The 15,888-nt window shown below is 38.0% G+C and carries 19 protein-coding genes and 1 pseudogene; 11 read left to right on the top strand and 9 right to left on the bottom strand.

The genetic code is table 11. The features are described from left to right. Positions 1-35: 35 nt before the first annotated feature. Positions 36-1,280 carry an MFS transporter gene (locus E2K98_RS17890; RefSeq protein WP_133336483.1) on the bottom strand — a complete coding sequence of 415 codons (1,245 nt, stop codon included), beginning with the start codon at positions 1,278-1,280 and terminating at the stop codon, positions 36-38. 1,035 nt (positions 1,281-2,315) lie between these two features. Between E2K98_RS17890 and E2K98_RS17900 the strand changes: the two genes are divergently transcribed. Further along, positions 2,316-2,726, top strand: coding sequence for a VWA-like domain-containing protein (locus tag E2K98_RS17900; RefSeq protein ID WP_133336487.1), 411 nt, complete (start codon positions 2,316-2,318; stop codon positions 2,724-2,726). Positions 2,727-2,759: 33 nt separating this feature from the next. On the opposite strand, the gene E2K98_RS17905 is transcribed toward E2K98_RS17900, so the two are convergent. The 3 genes from E2K98_RS17905 to E2K98_RS17915 all read right to left on the bottom strand — a co-directional run bounded on the left by E2K98_RS17905 (position 2,760) and on the right by E2K98_RS17915 (position 5,553). Further along, positions 2,760-4,007 (bottom strand): cation:dicarboxylate symporter family transporter, encoded by a 1,248-nt coding sequence (locus E2K98_RS17905; RefSeq protein WP_026573040.1) that lies wholly within the window; start codon positions 4,005-4,007, stop codon positions 2,760-2,762. 508 nt (positions 4,008-4,515) lie between these two features. Beyond that, the gene (locus E2K98_RS17910; protein ID WP_133336489.1) at positions 4,516-4,977 is read right to left on the bottom strand and encodes a hypothetical protein; all 462 of its coding nucleotides are present in this window, start codon (positions 4,975-4,977) and stop codon (positions 4,516-4,518) included. A gap of 312 nt (positions 4,978-5,289) precedes the next feature. Next, complete coding sequence (locus tag E2K98_RS17915) at positions 5,290-5,553, bottom strand: spore coat protein (protein ID WP_235824845.1); 264 nt, start codon at positions 5,551-5,553, stop codon at positions 5,290-5,292. A gap of 21 nt (positions 5,554-5,574) precedes the next feature. Here E2K98_RS17915 and E2K98_RS32085 point away from each other — a divergent pair, with 21 nt between their 5' ends. The 6 genes and pseudogenes from E2K98_RS32085 to E2K98_RS17940 all read left to right on the top strand — a co-directional run bounded on the left by E2K98_RS32085 (position 5,575) and on the right by E2K98_RS17940 (position 8,828). Continuing rightward, the gene (locus E2K98_RS32085) at positions 5,575-5,850 is read left to right on the top strand and encodes a spore coat protein (protein ID WP_268884114.1); all 276 of its coding nucleotides are present in this window, start codon (positions 5,575-5,577) and stop codon (positions 5,848-5,850) included. Between the two features lie 18 nt (positions 5,851-5,868). Further along, positions 5,869-7,005, top strand: a pseudogene (locus E2K98_RS17925) (zinc-dependent alcohol dehydrogenase). 312 nt (positions 7,006-7,317) lie between these two features. Next, positions 7,318-7,416: a YjcZ family sporulation protein gene (locus tag E2K98_RS17930; RefSeq protein WP_133336495.1), complete on the top strand. Its 99-nt coding sequence runs from the start codon at positions 7,318-7,320 to the stop codon at positions 7,414-7,416. A 36-nt stretch (positions 7,417-7,452) separates the two neighbouring features. Next, complete coding sequence (locus tag E2K98_RS17935) at positions 7,453-7,590, top strand: YjcZ family sporulation protein (protein ID WP_133336497.1); 138 nt, start codon at positions 7,453-7,455, stop codon at positions 7,588-7,590. A gap of 172 nt (positions 7,591-7,762) precedes the next feature. After that, positions 7,763-7,915 carry a hypothetical protein gene (locus E2K98_RS31055; protein WP_165976313.1) on the top strand — a complete coding sequence of 51 codons (153 nt, stop codon included), beginning with the start codon at positions 7,763-7,765 and terminating at the stop codon, positions 7,913-7,915. Between the two features lie 268 nt (positions 7,916-8,183). Next, a complete protein-coding gene (locus E2K98_RS17940) occupies positions 8,184-8,828 on the top strand; it encodes a hypothetical protein (protein WP_165976314.1) in 645 nt (214 codons plus the stop codon). Between the two features lie 426 nt (positions 8,829-9,254). Here E2K98_RS17940 and E2K98_RS17945 read toward each other — a convergent pair whose 3' ends face one another. The 3 genes from E2K98_RS17945 to E2K98_RS17955 form a co-directional block, all read right to left on the bottom strand. After that, complete coding sequence (locus E2K98_RS17945) at positions 9,255-11,489, bottom strand: sensor histidine kinase (protein WP_133336501.1); 2,235 nt, start codon at positions 11,487-11,489, stop codon at positions 9,255-9,257. Beyond that, positions 11,467-12,159, bottom strand: a complete 693-nt coding sequence (locus tag E2K98_RS17950; protein ID WP_133336504.1) for a response regulator transcription factor — start codon at positions 12,157-12,159, stop codon at positions 11,467-11,469. Before E2K98_RS17950 ends, E2K98_RS17945 begins: the two co-directional genes overlap by 23 nt. A gap of 294 nt (positions 12,160-12,453) precedes the next feature. Next, positions 12,454-12,654 carry a hypothetical protein gene (locus tag E2K98_RS17955; RefSeq protein ID WP_133336506.1) on the bottom strand — a complete coding sequence of 67 codons (201 nt, stop codon included), beginning with the start codon at positions 12,652-12,654 and terminating at the stop codon, positions 12,454-12,456. A 120-nt stretch (positions 12,655-12,774) separates the two neighbouring features. Between E2K98_RS17955 and E2K98_RS17960 the strand changes: the two genes are divergently transcribed. Further along, positions 12,775-13,530 (top strand): hypothetical protein, encoded by a 756-nt coding sequence (locus E2K98_RS17960; protein ID WP_133336508.1) that lies wholly within the window; start codon positions 12,775-12,777, stop codon positions 13,528-13,530. Between the two features lie 71 nt (positions 13,531-13,601). On the opposite strand, the gene E2K98_RS17965 is transcribed toward E2K98_RS17960, so the two are convergent. Then, complete coding sequence (locus E2K98_RS17965; protein WP_133336510.1) at positions 13,602-14,093, bottom strand: SRPBCC family protein; 492 nt, start codon at positions 14,091-14,093, stop codon at positions 13,602-13,604. Positions 14,094-14,353: 260 nt separating this feature from the next. Here E2K98_RS17965 and E2K98_RS17970 point away from each other — a divergent pair, with 260 nt between their 5' ends. From E2K98_RS17970 to E2K98_RS17980, 3 genes are all read left to right on the top strand, one after another. Further along, the gene (locus E2K98_RS17970) at positions 14,354-14,572 is read left to right on the top strand and encodes a hypothetical protein (protein WP_133336512.1); all 219 of its coding nucleotides are present in this window, start codon (positions 14,354-14,356) and stop codon (positions 14,570-14,572) included. Positions 14,573-14,598: 26 nt separating this feature from the next. Then, positions 14,599-15,081: a hypothetical protein gene (locus E2K98_RS17975; RefSeq protein ID WP_133336514.1), complete on the top strand. Its 483-nt coding sequence runs from the start codon at positions 14,599-14,601 to the stop codon at positions 15,079-15,081. Between the two features lie 183 nt (positions 15,082-15,264). After that, positions 15,265-15,465 (top strand): hypothetical protein, encoded by a 201-nt coding sequence (locus tag E2K98_RS17980; RefSeq protein ID WP_133336516.1) that lies wholly within the window; start codon positions 15,265-15,267, stop codon positions 15,463-15,465. A 133-nt stretch (positions 15,466-15,598) separates the two neighbouring features. Here the strand turns inward: E2K98_RS17980 and E2K98_RS17985 are convergent, their stop codons facing one another. Then, positions 15,599-15,781 carry a hypothetical protein gene (locus E2K98_RS17985; protein WP_133336518.1) on the bottom strand — a complete coding sequence of 61 codons (183 nt, stop codon included), beginning with the start codon at positions 15,779-15,781 and terminating at the stop codon, positions 15,599-15,601. Positions 15,782-15,888 lie beyond the last annotated feature (107 nt).

The raw sequence follows: 15,888 nt of genomic DNA on the forward strand, positions 1-15,888 counted from the left end.
AGCTTGGGTTTCCAAGCTCTGTTTGTTACAGCCAATTACATTTCTTCCGTTCCTTTTAATACCGAAGAAGAGCGCTTAAATAAAGGCACTAAGGCCAGCACCCCTACAATAAATAACAGGGCTGAAGCTTCATACATGGTTAGAAGCGAAAATGTTTTTTTCAACCATCCGCTCGCACTCATGGAAATTACCATCGTTCCCATAAACATCGGGTTTAAGATCCCATTAACCCTTCCGATAAAAGCAGCCTCAGTATTTTGCAGAATCATCGTGTTAATCCCGATATGAATGCACGGCATGAACAGTCCGCTGATAAATTGGGCTGTCAAGGTCAGCCATAATTGATCTGATACCCCCATTACGAAGAATCCGATTGCACTTACGGACATTCCAAGCGCAAGCAGGATTTGCGGTGGGGTTTTTTTCGCAAGACCAATTGTCAGGCCTCCTCCTAAAATCATCCCTATTCCAAAAGCAGCCATCAGCCATTGCAGCTGTTCTTTTGGTAGCCCAAGACGTTCGGTAACAAGGAAAACAGCTAATGGTTGGGTAAGCCCTAACCCTAAGCCTGCAGCAGCAAAACATCCGCCAAGAAGTGTTAATGCACGACTGTTCCAAACATAACGGAATCCTGCCTTCATTTCATTTAGAAGCGTGGTCTTCTCTTGATTTTCCTCACTCTCTTTATCAGGAGGCAGCATGAATAAAATGGCTGCAGACAACAGAAATGCAATTCCCATGATGGCGATTGCAGCATTAATGCCGTAATGCTGAAACACAAAGGTTCCAATAATTGGACCGAGAATCATAAACAAAGCGAATACCGTTTGGTACATCGACATCCCCATTTGGATCAATTCTTCTTTGACATGAATCTTGAATAGCTTCATTCCAGATGGTTGTGAAAACTGCGATAGAATCGATGAAACAAGGGTCGCAAAGAAAATGACCTTCCAACTTCCGAAAAGAAGTGTCAATAAGACAACAAAAATCGACAGTGCGCTAAGAAAATCGCACCAAATCATGGTACGCTTTGGACGCCAGCGGTCTGCAAAGGTTCCGCCAATAAAGGAAAACAAAAAGATCGGGGCAAATTCCGCTACAGAAATAAGCGAAACGGCTACTGGATTTTCATGAGTTCGTTCAATGACATAAAGTAAAATTGAATAGTTACGTACCCAGATACCAATTTGCAGGAAAAATACGGATAAGAGAATGGTACGAATAACCTGGTTTCGAAACAACGCTCCGACAGTGATATCTGATTTTGTTTTTTCCATAAAAAAACCTCCATATTCCTAACCTGGACAGGAGGCAAAACATACACAAAATGGGCATAGTACATTAAATTTCCCTGTACTCCCCATAGGTTATGTAAAAAAGTCCGCACTAATCCTATCCAGAAATATTTTCGTTGATACGAATTTTTTCTTACAATAGGATTAGTAGATCATCGGCTTAATGGTCACCCTTTTCATAAATAGTAAGTTAATACTACTTTAATTTGAGTGAATAATCAAGAAAAATTTGTAATTAAATGGTAAGAGTAGACACCCTTTAAGGAAGGGTATTATTGACACCAAAACATACTAGGCATCAATAAAGAGTTTACCCAATCACAAAAAACTATCTGTATCTTCTATCCCCTCCACAGGTGAGTGATGTTTTCATTTTCATAAATTCATACATGAGATTTGCGTTTCTTCCTTTTTGTGTATGTGGATTTCTTTTATAGCGCAGACATTCCATGAATTCATAATCACATTGGCAAGGGGATATTCCATAATCGAGGCAGGTGTCATGTCTATAGCAGCAGTAATCAACATCATTTATCGGTGCACCAGGACCACTGCAACCCGGACCACACCATCTATATTCCGGGAAAATACAGATTGGAAAAAGACTTTTTCGTTTCTTTCTTCCTTGCACCATCATCACCCCCCAAATTATAATTTATATATATAAATATGTAGAAATTATAAAAATGAAATGGCAAATCCCCAACTTGTACATATTCCTCTTTTTTATAATAAAGAGCTGTTAAACTTGGTTGTTGATTTCCGCTCCAGGATGCTCGCTTTCCGCGGGGCTGGCGGTGAGCCTCCTCGGCGCTTAAGCGCCTGTGGGGTCTCACCTGTCCCGCTGCTCCCGCAGGAGTCTCGCACCTTCCGCTCCAATCAACGTTTTCAAAATCAACATTGTCCTATAACACGGACTATAATAAAAAGAAGGCTAGAAGCATTAACCAACATATTTTCTTCGCTGAAAAAGCAAACTAAAAACTGCTGCTCATAATACAAGGGAGTTGGTTTTAGTTGAAATGGCATATGAGACTTTTATCGATGATTCAAAAAAAAGAAGATAAAAAAATCGCTCTTGCAGTTGATACCTCATCCGTTGAAGTACAAACAATTCTAATTAATAACATTGTTAAGCTATTCGAAACCGTTAAGCCTGATACCCTTCTCGTCCAAGCCGATTTCAAAATACGTAGTATTACCCCGGTTAAATCAGACACCATCAAATATTATACACATGGAAAAGCCTCTTATACAGATGTATTAGAATGGGCCGAAAAGGAAAAGATTGATACCTTATTCTACATAACCGACGTAACCGGTTATATTTATGAAGAAATCACAAAGGTGGAATACGAGCTATACTGGCTGGTCCCAGATGAATTTTTGCCAAAAGTCCCTTTTGGGAAAGCCATAAAGATTGCTTAAAAGAAAAAAAGGTGCCCGAGGCACCTTTTTTATTTACGCCACTTGCTCTTCACCAGAGTCATCGAGCTTGTGACCTTCCCATTTTGTAATCACAATAGCAGCCAAGGAGTTTCCAACCACGTTCACGCATGTACGGGCCATGTCTAAAATCCGGTCGATACCTGCAATAAAGGCAAGACCTTCAACGGGAATGCCGACCGTTCCTAAAGTTGCTAGTAAAACAACAAACGATACACCCGGAACCCCGGCAATACCTTTTGATGTAATCATTAATACCAATACTAAGGTGATTTGATGGCCAATACTCATATGAATTCCATACATTTGTGCAAGAAACAATGCTGCAATCGCCTGGTAAAGTGTTGATCCATCAAGGTTAAAGGAATATCCTGTTGGAATAACAAACGATGTAATCGCTTTTGGACATCCGAGCTTCTCCATTTTTTCCATGATTTTTGGTAACACAGTTTCGGAGCTTGCGGTTGAATAACCTAAGAGCAATTCGTCCTTCAAATACTTTAGGAATTTAAAGATATTAACTCCAACGAGTTTTGCCACAAGTCCGAGCACAACCAGAATAAAGAAGAACATCGCACCATATACCACGATTACAAGTTTTCCAAGTGGTATTAAGGAGCTTAAACCAAATTTAGAGACTGTAACCCCAATTAAGGCAAATACACCAAGCGGCGCAACCTTCATAACTTGATTCGTCACGTAAAACATGGCCTCGGCTGTTCCTTTAAAGAAATTCACAATCGGGGTTCCTTTTTCTCCAATTGCCGCAACTCCAAGCCCGAACATAACGGAGAAGAAAATAATTGCAAGCATGTCGCCATTCGCAAGTGACTGCATGATATTAGTTGGGACAATATTGACAAATGTGTCAACCATAGAATGTGTTTCTGTGGTTTTTGCGGTTTCTACATACGTATTTATATCAGTTTTCGTTAAACGGGACATATCCACTCCGGAACCCGGATGAAATAAATTTGCTGCTAAAAGACCGATTACAATTGCTACGGTCGTAACAATTTCAAAATATAGTAGTGTTTTTCCCCCAAGCTTTCCTAACGATTTCATATCACCCGTACCAGCAACACCAACGATCAAGCTTGAGACAACAATCGGGATGACAATCATTTTAATTAAACGAATAAAAATATTCCCAATTGGCTGCAAATAAGTTTCAACATGTGGGTTTCCATAAAAAATGGCACCGACAATGATACCTAAGGCTAACCCAATGAAAATTTGCCATGCTAAGCTAATTTTCCTCATCTATATCTCCCCTTTTGTGAATGTAATCAAGCTGTTTTGAAATACAACTTGAGGATGTTAAAAAACCGGAGTAAAGAAAGATATTATTTCAATATAACGCTTTCAATATCTAGCATAAAGGATTTACAGCCTTATATCAATGAAAAACTCCTGGAAGTTGAATAAAAGTTCACGTTTCATTCGCTATCCCAATATAAAATTCAATTGATTTATTCTTTCCGTTTGTTGAATATTATTTTCTTAATTTGAATTAATATCCTCAAATTATAATAGGAAATACGTTCAATTTGGCCAAATTTTCCGAGTGGAATTTTTGAAAGTGTGCTAAAGATATTGGCAATCATACCTGATGGACTGGTCGTTCTAAAATAGTACGAATGAAGCAAAAGCTAAAAGCCTGTACCAAAAACAGGTGTTGCAGCACCTTCTTTATAAGATGAACAACCCACAACAAACAACAGAAGCTCAAATTCCGAGCTTCTTTTTTTATAAAAACAGAAAAATCACCCTATGAAAAATGGAGGATAATTTTTCGAATGACCATACCAATGAATAATCCAGGAATCATAAACAAGATCGGAAGCCATACAGGACCGAATAGAACCCCAAATAATATAAGGGTATTGGAATACATACAGCCAACCGTTACAAAATAGGCAGCAAACACAAAAGGTATAAATGAATATCGGTCCTTCCCACCTCCAGCATCCTTCCATGCATCCCACATGGCGAAAAAATATAAACATGGATAAAACATTAGCCATTGATAGTTCGTCTCTTGGATTGCTTTTACGATTTCTCCTTGAAAACTTAACATGATAATCGTATTAAAATGGGCTTTGACATTGATCAAAAATTCTAATCCGACAAATAATAGCCCTTTTAGATATTTACCATTTAGAAGCTGCCCAAATCCAGGGAGGGCAATACTCCAAAAAAGCATTTCAACTTTGCGGTCACTTTTTCCCATTGTCTTCCCAACTTTACCATTAAACTTTTTTTGAATGAGGTTTTATTACAGAAAAGTCCTTATTCTGTATTTTGAACCATTATACTTTTTCTATGAGTACAAAGCCTTTTTTTTAGGTATATATAAAATGAAAGAGCCTCAATGATGGAATTTAGTATGGTTGGACATTAAAAAAAGTCTGGGAATACTTTGTACGATGACGGGGGTTATATTTTGATTGAAAATGTCTGCTTGAAGAACCACTTTTGTCTGCTGACCGTGATAAATTTGCAAAAGAATAGATAAAAGACCCCAAGTCAACTTGGGGTTTTTTTACGATTTCTGTGCAAGATTAAATGCTGTGTCAGCTGCTGTTAAATCTACCTGAAGCTGGTCGCCCAATTCATGTGGATGATAATATCCCCTTGCCATCATAAAGTTGGTGATTTTTTCATGAGTTTCAACGGCATCCCGTAATTGCTCCCGAAGGGCTTCTCTTAATTCCAGAGTGGCTGCCTCTGTAATCGCCGCAGCATAATTTCGCACCCCCGATTTGACCGATATCAAGAAATCCGTTGCAATTACTTGGTCTGTCATTCCACCCATTCCCATTTATCAGTGAAAACCGGAATACGAAATTACAGTTTTGCGATTACCGAAACAACTAATCCCGAGCTAAGAAACGCACTGTACAAGCAAATGGATGCAGCTATTGACTTACATGGAGAAATTAAAGATTTGATGATAAAAAGAGGCTGGCTTCACCCCTTTGATTTCAACGAACAAATACCGATTGATTTAAAGGCAGTCCAAACCGCAGTACAAATTGCCCAGCTCAATCTTTTCCCAAATGACACTGACAGACGCGGCATGTTTGCTACACCAAATAAATAACAGGAAGGAGTGATTACAGTGAAAGCCGTAACGTATCAAGGCATCAAGAATGTGCAAGTGAAAGAGGTAAAAGATCCTTCCATTAAAAATGCCGATGATATTATTGTAAAAGTTACCTCCTCGGCCATTTGCGGTTCTGACTTACATCTAATTCATGCCATGATTCCCAATTTGCCGACCGATTATGTGATTGGGCACGAACCAATGGGCGTGGTTGAGGAGGTTGGTCCTGAGGTCACAAGTTTGAAAAAAGGCGACCGAGTTATCATTCCTTTTAATGTGAGCTGCGGCCACTGCTGGTATTGTACACATGATTTGACAAGTCAATGTGACAATGGAAACCCCCATGGCCAAGGTTCAGGTTTCTTTGGCTATTCAGAAACCACGGGTGGATATGCCGGTGGCAAGGCAGTATTCATGCGGGTCCCATTCTGAAACTTTACTCCCTTTAAAATTCCCGATAATTGTGAAGTCGAAGACGAAAAATTAGTGCTGCTTGCTGATGCAGCACCAACCGCCTACTGGAGTGTAGATCATGCAGGTGTAAAGGATGGCGATACCGTCATTGTCCTAGGCTGCGGCCCCGTTGGCTTGTTGGCACAAAAATTCTCTTGGTTAAAGGGTGCTAAACGTGTTATTGCTGTTGATTATGTTGGGTACCGTCTCGAGCATGCAAAACGGACGAACAAGGTTGAGATTGTTAATTTTGAAGATCATGAAAATGTCGGGGATTACCTCCTTGAGATTACCAAGGGCGGAGCCGACATCGTGATTGATGCGATTGGAATGGATGGAAAAATGACCCCGCTCGAGTTTCTTGCTTCCGGGTTAAAGCTGCATGGCGGTTCAATGGGTGCAATTGTAATTGCAAGTCAGGCCGTAAGAAAAGGCGGAACGATTCAGCTTACGGGAGTTTACGGCGGCAGGTACAACGCCTTCCCGCTTGGTTATATTTTCCAACGGAATGTTGATATTAAAACTGGGCAGGCCCCAGTCATTCCGTATATGCCGTTCCTTTACGATATGATTAATGGAGGAAAAATGGATCCAAGCGATATCATCACCCATGTCCTTCCATTGGATCAGGCAAAGCATGGGTATGAGGTGTTTGATACAAAAACTGAAGACTGTATTAAGGTGATTTTACGGCCATGATGGTGTTGGGGAAAAAATTTATTTATTCATCTGCTATTTTGTCCCCTATACTGCTTATTGGAAACCCTATTCTTGATTTGGGTGAATTTTTTGTCCCCTATAGCGCTTATTGGAGACACATTCCCCGGTTCTCCCATCACTTTTTTCCCTAATCACAGAACCTCGAAGTTTATAACACGTTGCCTTTTACCTATGAAGTAATTCCTTTTTTTCATAAGATTTCTTCACATCTTCCTGAAATAGGTATATGCCCTTCCATTATTTTCATCCATTACATATTTTGTTAGTACCTAAATCAGGAGGTGTAATACGATGTCTGATGGATACGCTGGAGGATTTGCATTGATTGTTGTATTGTTTATCCTCCTTATTATTGTAGGAGCTGCATATATTGGAGGCTGCTTCTATTAAGAAATAAATGTACTTAATCTTGAAAGGGGGATTATTATGTTTGGCTACGGTGGATTTGGATATGGTTATGGCGGATGCGGTTACGGCGGATTCGGTTATGGTGCTGGCGGTTTTGCCTTAATCGTAGTATTATTTATTCTTTTAATCATCGTTGGAGCAGTTTGCTTCTATTAATAGAAAAAGTTTGTTTTAAAAAAATACTTTAAAGCAATGCAAAAAAACTTGCATTGCTTTTTATATTTATTAAAACACAAAGAAATGAACCCGGATCATTTTTCAATTGGGCATTCCTCCAAGTGAATAGTTCTATAAGGAATAGAAACCCTATTTAGTGGAGGTGGAATCAGTGGAAAATGAAAATAAAAATCCTCCAAATACCGTTAAATATAGTATTTGGGAAACACGGACCGATGAAGAGCAGATGGAGAATAAGCATAAAATCACAGAAGCCATTCATGGTACAAGTCTCGAGTCAAAGATTTCAGAAAAACACGAATAACAAGTCAAGAGCAACCATTGGAGGTTGCTTTTGTCTTGTTATTTTTAAAATATACCTATATTATTTTTATAATCTATTGCATTTTCATATTATTTTATAAGGGACGGGAAGACTTATTTTAATCTATTCAAGAAAAACAATCACAGTTGGAATCCTTTGTCTTCTATTCATCGGTTTCTTTACATTTTATCTTCTCCATAATCCGGATCAAACAGAGCTACACAAGAATAAGCACACAGTTGTGAAAAAGAAAGAAGACATACCTATCGTGGAATATAACGGGGGAGGCCATCTAAAGGAAATTGGCCAAAAAGTCCGGCAAAAAAACTGGGGGACATTAACCCTAATAGATAAAGTAGAAGTAAACAAGACATTTACGATTTCCCCAATGGTGATTAAGTTAAATGACGTAAAAATAATTAGACTATCAAACCTAACCAAACAAACTAAAGAATACTTACGAGGATATACCGGTTTAAGTAATGAAGAGGCTTATCAATTATTTACAGAGAAAAATCTAAGCAATGAAGAAATACAAGACCGCGTAGAACTTTCACGGACAGAAATCGACAATAATACTACTTATATAGAAATTACTTATTCTGTTAAAAATACTGGGTCAAAAGAACTTCAATTTTTCAGCATGGAAAATGTTACATTAAACCATAAATGGTCTTATAAAGTTCCGGAAGAAAACTTTATCCTGTCAGATGATACCTTAATAGGTGCTAAAAGTGTCAGCAGAGTGGATTACAGACCTAGTGAATTACGAAAAGGAACAATTGGCTTGTTGAATGAGTCAGAAACCCCCATCCATAAAATAACCTCTTTTTCGTTTACAACGGATGACCTACTTGACGGAGATTCCCACCATCTTTTAGCCAAACCAAAGACATTCACGATAAATTTTTAGCTAAAATAATTAGGGCCAGATTGATCATCTGGCCCTTTCTCAATTCCAGGATGCCGTAGCAGTCCGCCTTTGTTAGTTTTTTTATTATCCTTGCTCTTTACAATAATATTATATGGCTCACTTTCTATATTGACGAGACGATGGTTGAAATAAGAATGTCGCCAATTGACGGTCAAAATTGTTGATATATTGTAAAAAGTGTTGATATATCTTTAAAAGTGTTGATATCCTTCTAAAAAATGTTGATATATCTAAAAAAGTGTCGATATCCTGCTAAAAAGTGTTGATATCCATTCCATCTTCTTAAAAATTCCTACTCTTAAGATCTATTGATATTCGATTACCAATCTGGAAACCCATTCCTAAAATAAAAAGGAGATGATTACAGCATTAAAAACGGCTGTAACCCGTGTCCATTTCACTAAGCTATTCCGAAAGCCATAATGAAATACTTACCTTAAACAAATCACCATCTGTTTCGATTTCAAGGCTGCCTTCGTGGAGGTCAACGATGGATTTCGCTATCGCAAGGCCCAATCCTGAGCCATCTGTATGGCGTGAAGTGTCACCACGCTTAAACCGCTCAAACAGCTCATCACTATTATCATTTAATTCATATCTAGAAACATTTTTAAAAGTAATCATCGCTCGATCATTCAATTTGGAAATCGTTATATACACGCGGGAATTCTCCATTGAATATTTCAGGATATTGCCTATTAAGTTATCAAACACTCGCCAAAGCTTCTGTCCATCTACAATCGCGTTAATGGGCTTCTCCGTGTTCGTAACCCGAAATTGCAGGCTCGATTCATTGATCATATCATCGTATTCTCCGAGTGCCTGCTGCAATAACTGGACGAGATCCACCTTTTCCTTTTTCAATTCCATATTGCCGCTCGCCATTTTCGATACTTCAAACAAATCATCAATTAACACCTTTAATCGCTTTGACTTCCGATCAATAATTTCAAGATAAGCAGTCCGTTCCTCTGTTGATACCTCATCTGATTTTAACAACTGAGTATAGGTAATGATAGAAGTCAGCGGCGTTCTTAGGTCATGGCTGACATTGGTAATTAACTCGGTTTTCAGGCGTTCACTCTTGGCCTGTGCATTCTGTGAGGTTTTTACCCCCTGCTTTAACACATTAAGATTAGCGGCCAGCGTTGCTAGGACTGATTTCCCCGCTACCTCCAAATCCTGCCCCATCTTTCCGGCAGCGAGCTCATTTGTTTTTTCAACAATCTGGTTCAAATATGCCATCCTGTTAACAAGCATTACGACGATGGGAATTGCCATGCAGCCCACTAAAATAAGATAAAAAGGAAGGAACACAGGTTGGATGACAACCAAAACAGCAGCTAATCCCAACCCAAACGCCGCCGCCATAAGAATAAACACCTGCGTGGCCGCCGTTTGATTTAAAAAGGCTTCTTTTAATTTGGTAACTGCTTTCTCAAAAAAAACTTTACTATTTTTTCCTGATTTATAAATCAAAGCTTTTTCCCACTGGGTTTTAATCGTTTTCCACTCTTTTACGACTGCAGTTAGATAGTTCCATTGGACAAAAGTAAGTGCTCCCAAAATCAGCCCAATGAAAAGAAGAATCACGAAGTCTTTTCCAGCATTTATTGGATTTTCATAAAAATAAATGACCTGATTGTTTGTTACAAACAAACTGAAGATGAATCCGATTCCCAATAGTATGAATAGGAACACCCTTACATCAACGGGTAACTTGTTATAATATGGCCTCCATTTTTCGATTTCTGCCTGAATCCCTTTTGAATTTTTTCGGATTAAGAAACCGAGAAGAAGGGTTACAATACCCGATATAACATAAACCCATATGATATTTCGCTGTTTATTGTAATTTTCTGCTTCGACCATTAACCAATTTTCAGAGGAGAGAGACTTAGGTACCCCTATTTGTAATCCAATTGATTTTGGAATCATGGCATTAATAACATCATGATCACCTGGGCCAAAATACATGAAATCCTCTTGCTGAAGATAATGATTTGTATAAAACAGCATATCTTTAGGGTTCATTACATCTTTTGCTGTTTTTCCATCCGACAGTTGAAGGTTTGTGTAGACTTTTCCCGTGGACTTGTCCTGATAATAGTAAATAAATGCATCCTTAAAGCGCTGAAAATCTTCGCGATAATTCTCTCTTTCTTTAAAGTACTTTTCGATCTTCTTTTCTTTTTCCTTCACAATCTTTTGTTCGACATACTTGTCACTATTAAAAGTATTGGTGATATCCTTAATCTTATGGTCTCTTTCCGCAGTCAATGAATCCACTGTCACTTGATCCTCTTTAGCCTTTGCTTCATAGATTCGTTGCTCGTATTGCTCTTTAATGTTATTTTCCTGCTCAGACAGACTTCCGTACCGATAGCGATACTCATTGATGTCATCCTTTGTAACCTTAATCGTCTTTTTCGCTTCCTCCAAGGGGATATTCGTTAGCTCAAACATAATAAAATACCCTGGGAATTGTTCCATATAGCTTTGAAAATCGTCCGTATGGAAATAGTCACGAGTAAAAAGACGTTCTCCCGCAGTAATAACAGTTAATATACCGCTCAGTCCATACGTGATCAGCAACGCCCAAATTCCAATAAGAACTTTATTTTTCCATTTTATACCCAATCCCCCACACCACCTTCAAATATCTTGGATTTTTCGGATCAATTTCAATCTTTTCACGAATTTTTCGGATGTGAACTGCAACCGTATTTTCCGAGTTATAGCCCGGTTCCTTCCAAACCCGTTCATAGATTTCATCGATAGAAAACACCCGGCCGGCATTTGTCATTAGAAGCTCCACGATTTTATATTCGATTGGGGTCAGCTTCACAGGTTCCCCATGGACCGTTACTTCTTTTGCCGCTTGATCTAAAATTAGCCCATTTAGATCAATTACCTTTTTGATTCCCTCATATGTACCTAAGGTTACAAACCGTCTCAGCTGTGATTTTACGCGGGCCACAAGCTCCATCGGATTGAACGGCTTTGTGACATAGTCATCCGCCCCCACCTGTAAACCCAAGATTTTATCGGTATCCTCGCTTTTTGCACTCAAAATAATAATCGGGATGTTTTTCGATTCGCGAATTTTATAGGTGGCAGCAATCCCATCGAGCTTCGGCATCATTACATCAAGAATAATTAGATGAACTTGATGTTCATTGAGGATTTCCAATGCTTCAAGCCCATCCTTCGCTTTTAATACCGTAACCCCTTCATTTTTCAAATAGATCTCGATGACATCCCGGATTTCTTTTTCGTCATCAACCACTAGAACATAATATGGATCCATGTTTCCCCTTCTTTCTATCTACCAATTTTTTCATTATTTATATAATAAACGGAAAATCTTAACATTCATTTTGGATAATTCTTAAGAATTTCTTAAGATTATTTTATACTAGAAGTTTGATAGGAGGGGGAATTTGGGAAAATTTGAGCGAAGATTAAACTATCTTTGTAAAAATAAAAAGCCTCTTTTGCTGTGAAACTTAAAATAAACGATGGAGGTGCTACGATTGGATAAAATCTTACATATTCTATTCCAGGTGAAAGGTCCAGTGTGGGTACTGATTGAGCGGTTATTTTAGGAAAAGGAGTTGCAAAACACAGCAACTCCTTTTTTTATTCGAAGATTATTGGGAGATTTATTGTCCATCTGGCCATTTGTGGTACCTCGGCGCACATGATTATCTTCAAAGTTATTTTCACGAAGTTTTTCGACCTTGTGGTTCAATAACTGCTTTTGATCCACTTCCGGTGAGGGCGTAAACTTTTTCTTTGACACCTTGAATTCCTCCTTTATTTTTGCCTCCCTTATTTTTGATTATTTTTCAAAAAAAATAATCCATTTACAGTCTAGAATATTTCCGTTATTGAAATGGGAAATTAATGATAGGTGATGAGTATGAAAAAAGCATTCATTGTATATCTTTTGATAATGTGGCTGGCGCCTATTTCAATAATGGCAAAGTCCCCGGACGCAACGCAGACCGTCCTCCAAGATTTTGTAATAGCGATTATGAAAAAGGATGAAAGATTGGCCAGGAAACTGATTAATCCGTCGGTTAAAATCCCTGAAATTCGTGAAAACACACCGATTCAAGGAATTGAAACACTTCCTTCTCCCCATAAAAATGCTAGAATTCTTTTAGCACGTTTTGAACGGGAATACTTTGATAACCATTCATTCACTGAAAGAATTGCTTTTATATGGGAGGTTTATGTCAAAAATAACAAAATTTCTAGGATCAAAGTGCTTTCTGACCATTCAAACCCATTTATGAATGAACCAATCAAGGAATACCAAGAGAAATATAATAAGCAGCTGCTCGTGCCCACTTATTTCCCTTTTAAGGTAACCCATGTACGAGGTAATGTAGTCTATAATGAGGCCATTTGGTTTTATCGAGATAAAACTGGTAAATTGTCCATTCAAGCAACGCCTCATTTAGGAAAGTTTAGTGTTTTAAAGGATTATCGCGCTCTAATACTGAAGAATGGTCAAGAGGCATTTATTAAGGAGATTCCAGCTGGATATCAGGTTATTTTTCTGTATGATGATATTCAATATACTGTGAAGCTAGAGAGTGAAAAGAAGCTTTATCAACCGACGGAAAAAGAGCTGATTGATGTAGTGGAATCAATGTTTCCGAATCGATAGCAAAGGGGTAGATGAAGGAAATTATCACGGGGGACTACCTCATTTTGTCCTTCATCTCACCCAATGGTGCTTTAATCAGCATTTTCTGAGTTAAATTCCTGTACACCATGAATATATTTTTTATACCAGATTTTCCATTCCTCAGCTCGTGATTCGATCGTTCTACCATTTAACAATGCGAGGATTACCTCGAGACACATATGCCAGCCAGCAAGATCCTTGGGTGTATGGTCTGTGATTTCTTGCAAAGTCTCCGTTAACACCAACATACATCCACCCGATTCTGGGCTTAATTCAAAGCGCATCTTGTTCTCCCACCAGGTAAACTCTAAAACAGAATACATTTTTAGTTCGGTTATCGTTAGTTTATCGGAAGTACCATCGGGCATATGGAAAATAATTGCCCCGCCTTCACGGAGTTCCTCCACTTCGAGCTCTGAAAACCAGTTAGAAAGTTTATCGTTCTCTGTTAACCACGCCCAAACTTCTTGTACAGAATACTTCCAGTGCCGTTCGTACCGTGCAATTGCTCCACTTTCTGTTTTTATCAATTCCGCGATCATTTCATCATCCTCCTTACTAATTGGGCAAGACCTTAACTATTTTAAAAATACCATTTCCTCAAAAGATTAAAAACTCATCTATTAGATTTTACGGCTAAATTTTCATATTTTCCATTTTTATAGGGAATATTATCATCAACAGGAATGTGTAGGAGGTTGTCAAGTGGAAGATAAAACGAAAATTCCTTTAACGGCTGCAGAAATGTCCGGGTTATGGAATGTCGATTCTAGCTATGCAAGCGAGTGGTGGGGTTTTGGGGTTGGCCACACGCTCAGATGTAACCTCTTTTCATAAAAGAGTTTTAAATGCAGGAGTAACGTTGCAGGATTTAACTCGTGATTTAATGCTGAAACAAGAAAACTATGTAAAACCTCCCTACATTGAAACTCCAGAAAAAGCAGAGTATGTGAAAAAGCAGCACTTTCTTGCAGGTTTTTTTGGACATGATCGACACAATCCCCAGACCGCGATAAATTAATTAAGGACTAGGTTAAGGTGATTACTTTGAATTCACTAACTAGAAATTTAGATTTACATGCTCAAGGAAATTGGCTGCCAATTGTTTTATCTCTGCTATTGTTTTTGTATGCTCTCTTTATGCCTAAAAAAGAGATTGGCTGGAGAGAGTTTTATGTTACATTTGGATTAATTGGTTATATTGCTTGGATTTCTGATTCTGTTTTAGGAAAGATGTTCGACCTTGTTGATTTCGGTAACCCAAAAGTCACGGGAATAGGTGAATTTTTAAGCTACAGCTTAATCCCATCCTCCCTTTCAGTTATTTATTTAAACTATTTAAAGAAGACAAATAGATGGATGCTAGCCATTATCTTTATTTTAATTTCTACTTTAATTGAATGGGGAATGAGGAAAGTAGGTTATATGAAAACTAATGGCTGGAGCTTTATTATTTCAGTTCCATTGTATTTTGTGGTATTTAGTTTTTTACTTCCTCTACACAAAAAATTAATCAGATGCAAATCGTAATGTAAAAAGGAAAAGTCACTGTTGGCCGTTGCAGCCTCAGTTACTTTTCTTTTTTTCAATCTTTTTTAATCTAATATTCGGACTAAATATACCACATTTTACCAATCCGCCCTTTAGTATAAAAAGGACATGCTCTTTTTTAAAATCAGAACGTAATATGTAAAAAAATAAGTTGGTGGTAACATGCATACGATTATTACTGGGTCAGGTGCGCCTATTTATTTAGGATATTCTGCCCCAATGTTTGGACCTTGGAATCAAGTTATACACCATCATAGTATTCAGCTTGGTCATAACACTATTCACATCCTTTCAGCCCTTCATGGTTATCCACCTATGTTTCCCTATTTCGGACCGTTCGTACCTTTCCGCAAAATCGTTTAAAAATCAATACTTACACTTTGAAAGAAAAAGATGGCTGCAATAATAATGATTAAGGCAGATAATGGAATCCCTAATAAAGGAAAAACGATACCGGATGTTTTCAGGTATCGCCTTAAAGATTAAAGAATGTAAATTATAAGCTTCTAACAATTAAAATAACAATCGCCAAAATTAATACTGCCATAATGATAAAAGGAGTTAGCCCGGAACTAAAAACAACGTAGACCGTAATATGGCGGAAAGCATTTACAACCATATAAATGAATAAGACGATACCCAAAAATACGATTAGAGCCGCATTATTTTCTCTTTTCACTTCAACGAGCTCCTTTCAAAGCAAAACCATTCATCCAGACAGTTAGTCCTTTATATAACACTTTATTAACTATAATTTTTATTATTCTTGGTGCCCCAAATTTCCCA

Source organism: Bacillus salipaludis (assembly GCF_004358205.1).

Bases quoted from the DNA above. Each gene is read 5' to 3' on its own strand.
- E2K98_RS17980 (WP_133336516.1), top strand. From the start codon at position 15,265: ATGCATACGATTATTACTGGGTCAGGTGCGCCTATTTATTTAGGATAT.
- E2K98_RS17935 (WP_133336497.1), top strand. From the start codon at position 7,453: ATGTTTGGCTACGGTGGATTTGGATATGGTTATGGCGGATGCGGTTAC.
- E2K98_RS17950 (WP_133336504.1), bottom strand. From the start codon at position 12,159: ATGGATCCATATTATGTTCTAGTGGTTGATGACGAAAAAGAAATCCGG.
- E2K98_RS17930 (WP_133336495.1), top strand. From the start codon at position 7,318: ATGTCTGATGGATACGCTGGAGGATTTGCATTGATTGTTGTATTGTTT.
- E2K98_RS17965 (WP_133336510.1), bottom strand. From the start codon at position 14,093: ATGATCGCGGAATTGATAAAAACAGAAAGTGGAGCAATTGCACGGTAC.
- E2K98_RS17905 (WP_026573040.1), bottom strand. From the start codon at position 4,007: ATGAGGAAAATTAGCTTAGCATGGCAAATTTTCATTGGGTTAGCCTTA.
- E2K98_RS17960 (WP_133336508.1), top strand. From the start codon at position 12,775: ATGAAAAAAGCATTCATTGTATATCTTTTGATAATGTGGCTGGCGCCT.
- E2K98_RS17890 (WP_133336483.1), bottom strand. From the start codon at position 1,280: ATGGAAAAAACAAAATCAGATATCACTGTCGGAGCGTTGTTTCGAAAC.
- E2K98_RS17910 (WP_133336489.1), bottom strand. From the start codon at position 4,977: ATGGGAAAAAGTGACCGCAAAGTTGAAATGCTTTTTTGGAGTATTGCC.
- E2K98_RS17915 (WP_235824845.1), bottom strand. From the start codon at position 5,553: ATGACAGACCAAGTAATTGCAACGGATTTCTTGATATCGGTCAAATCG.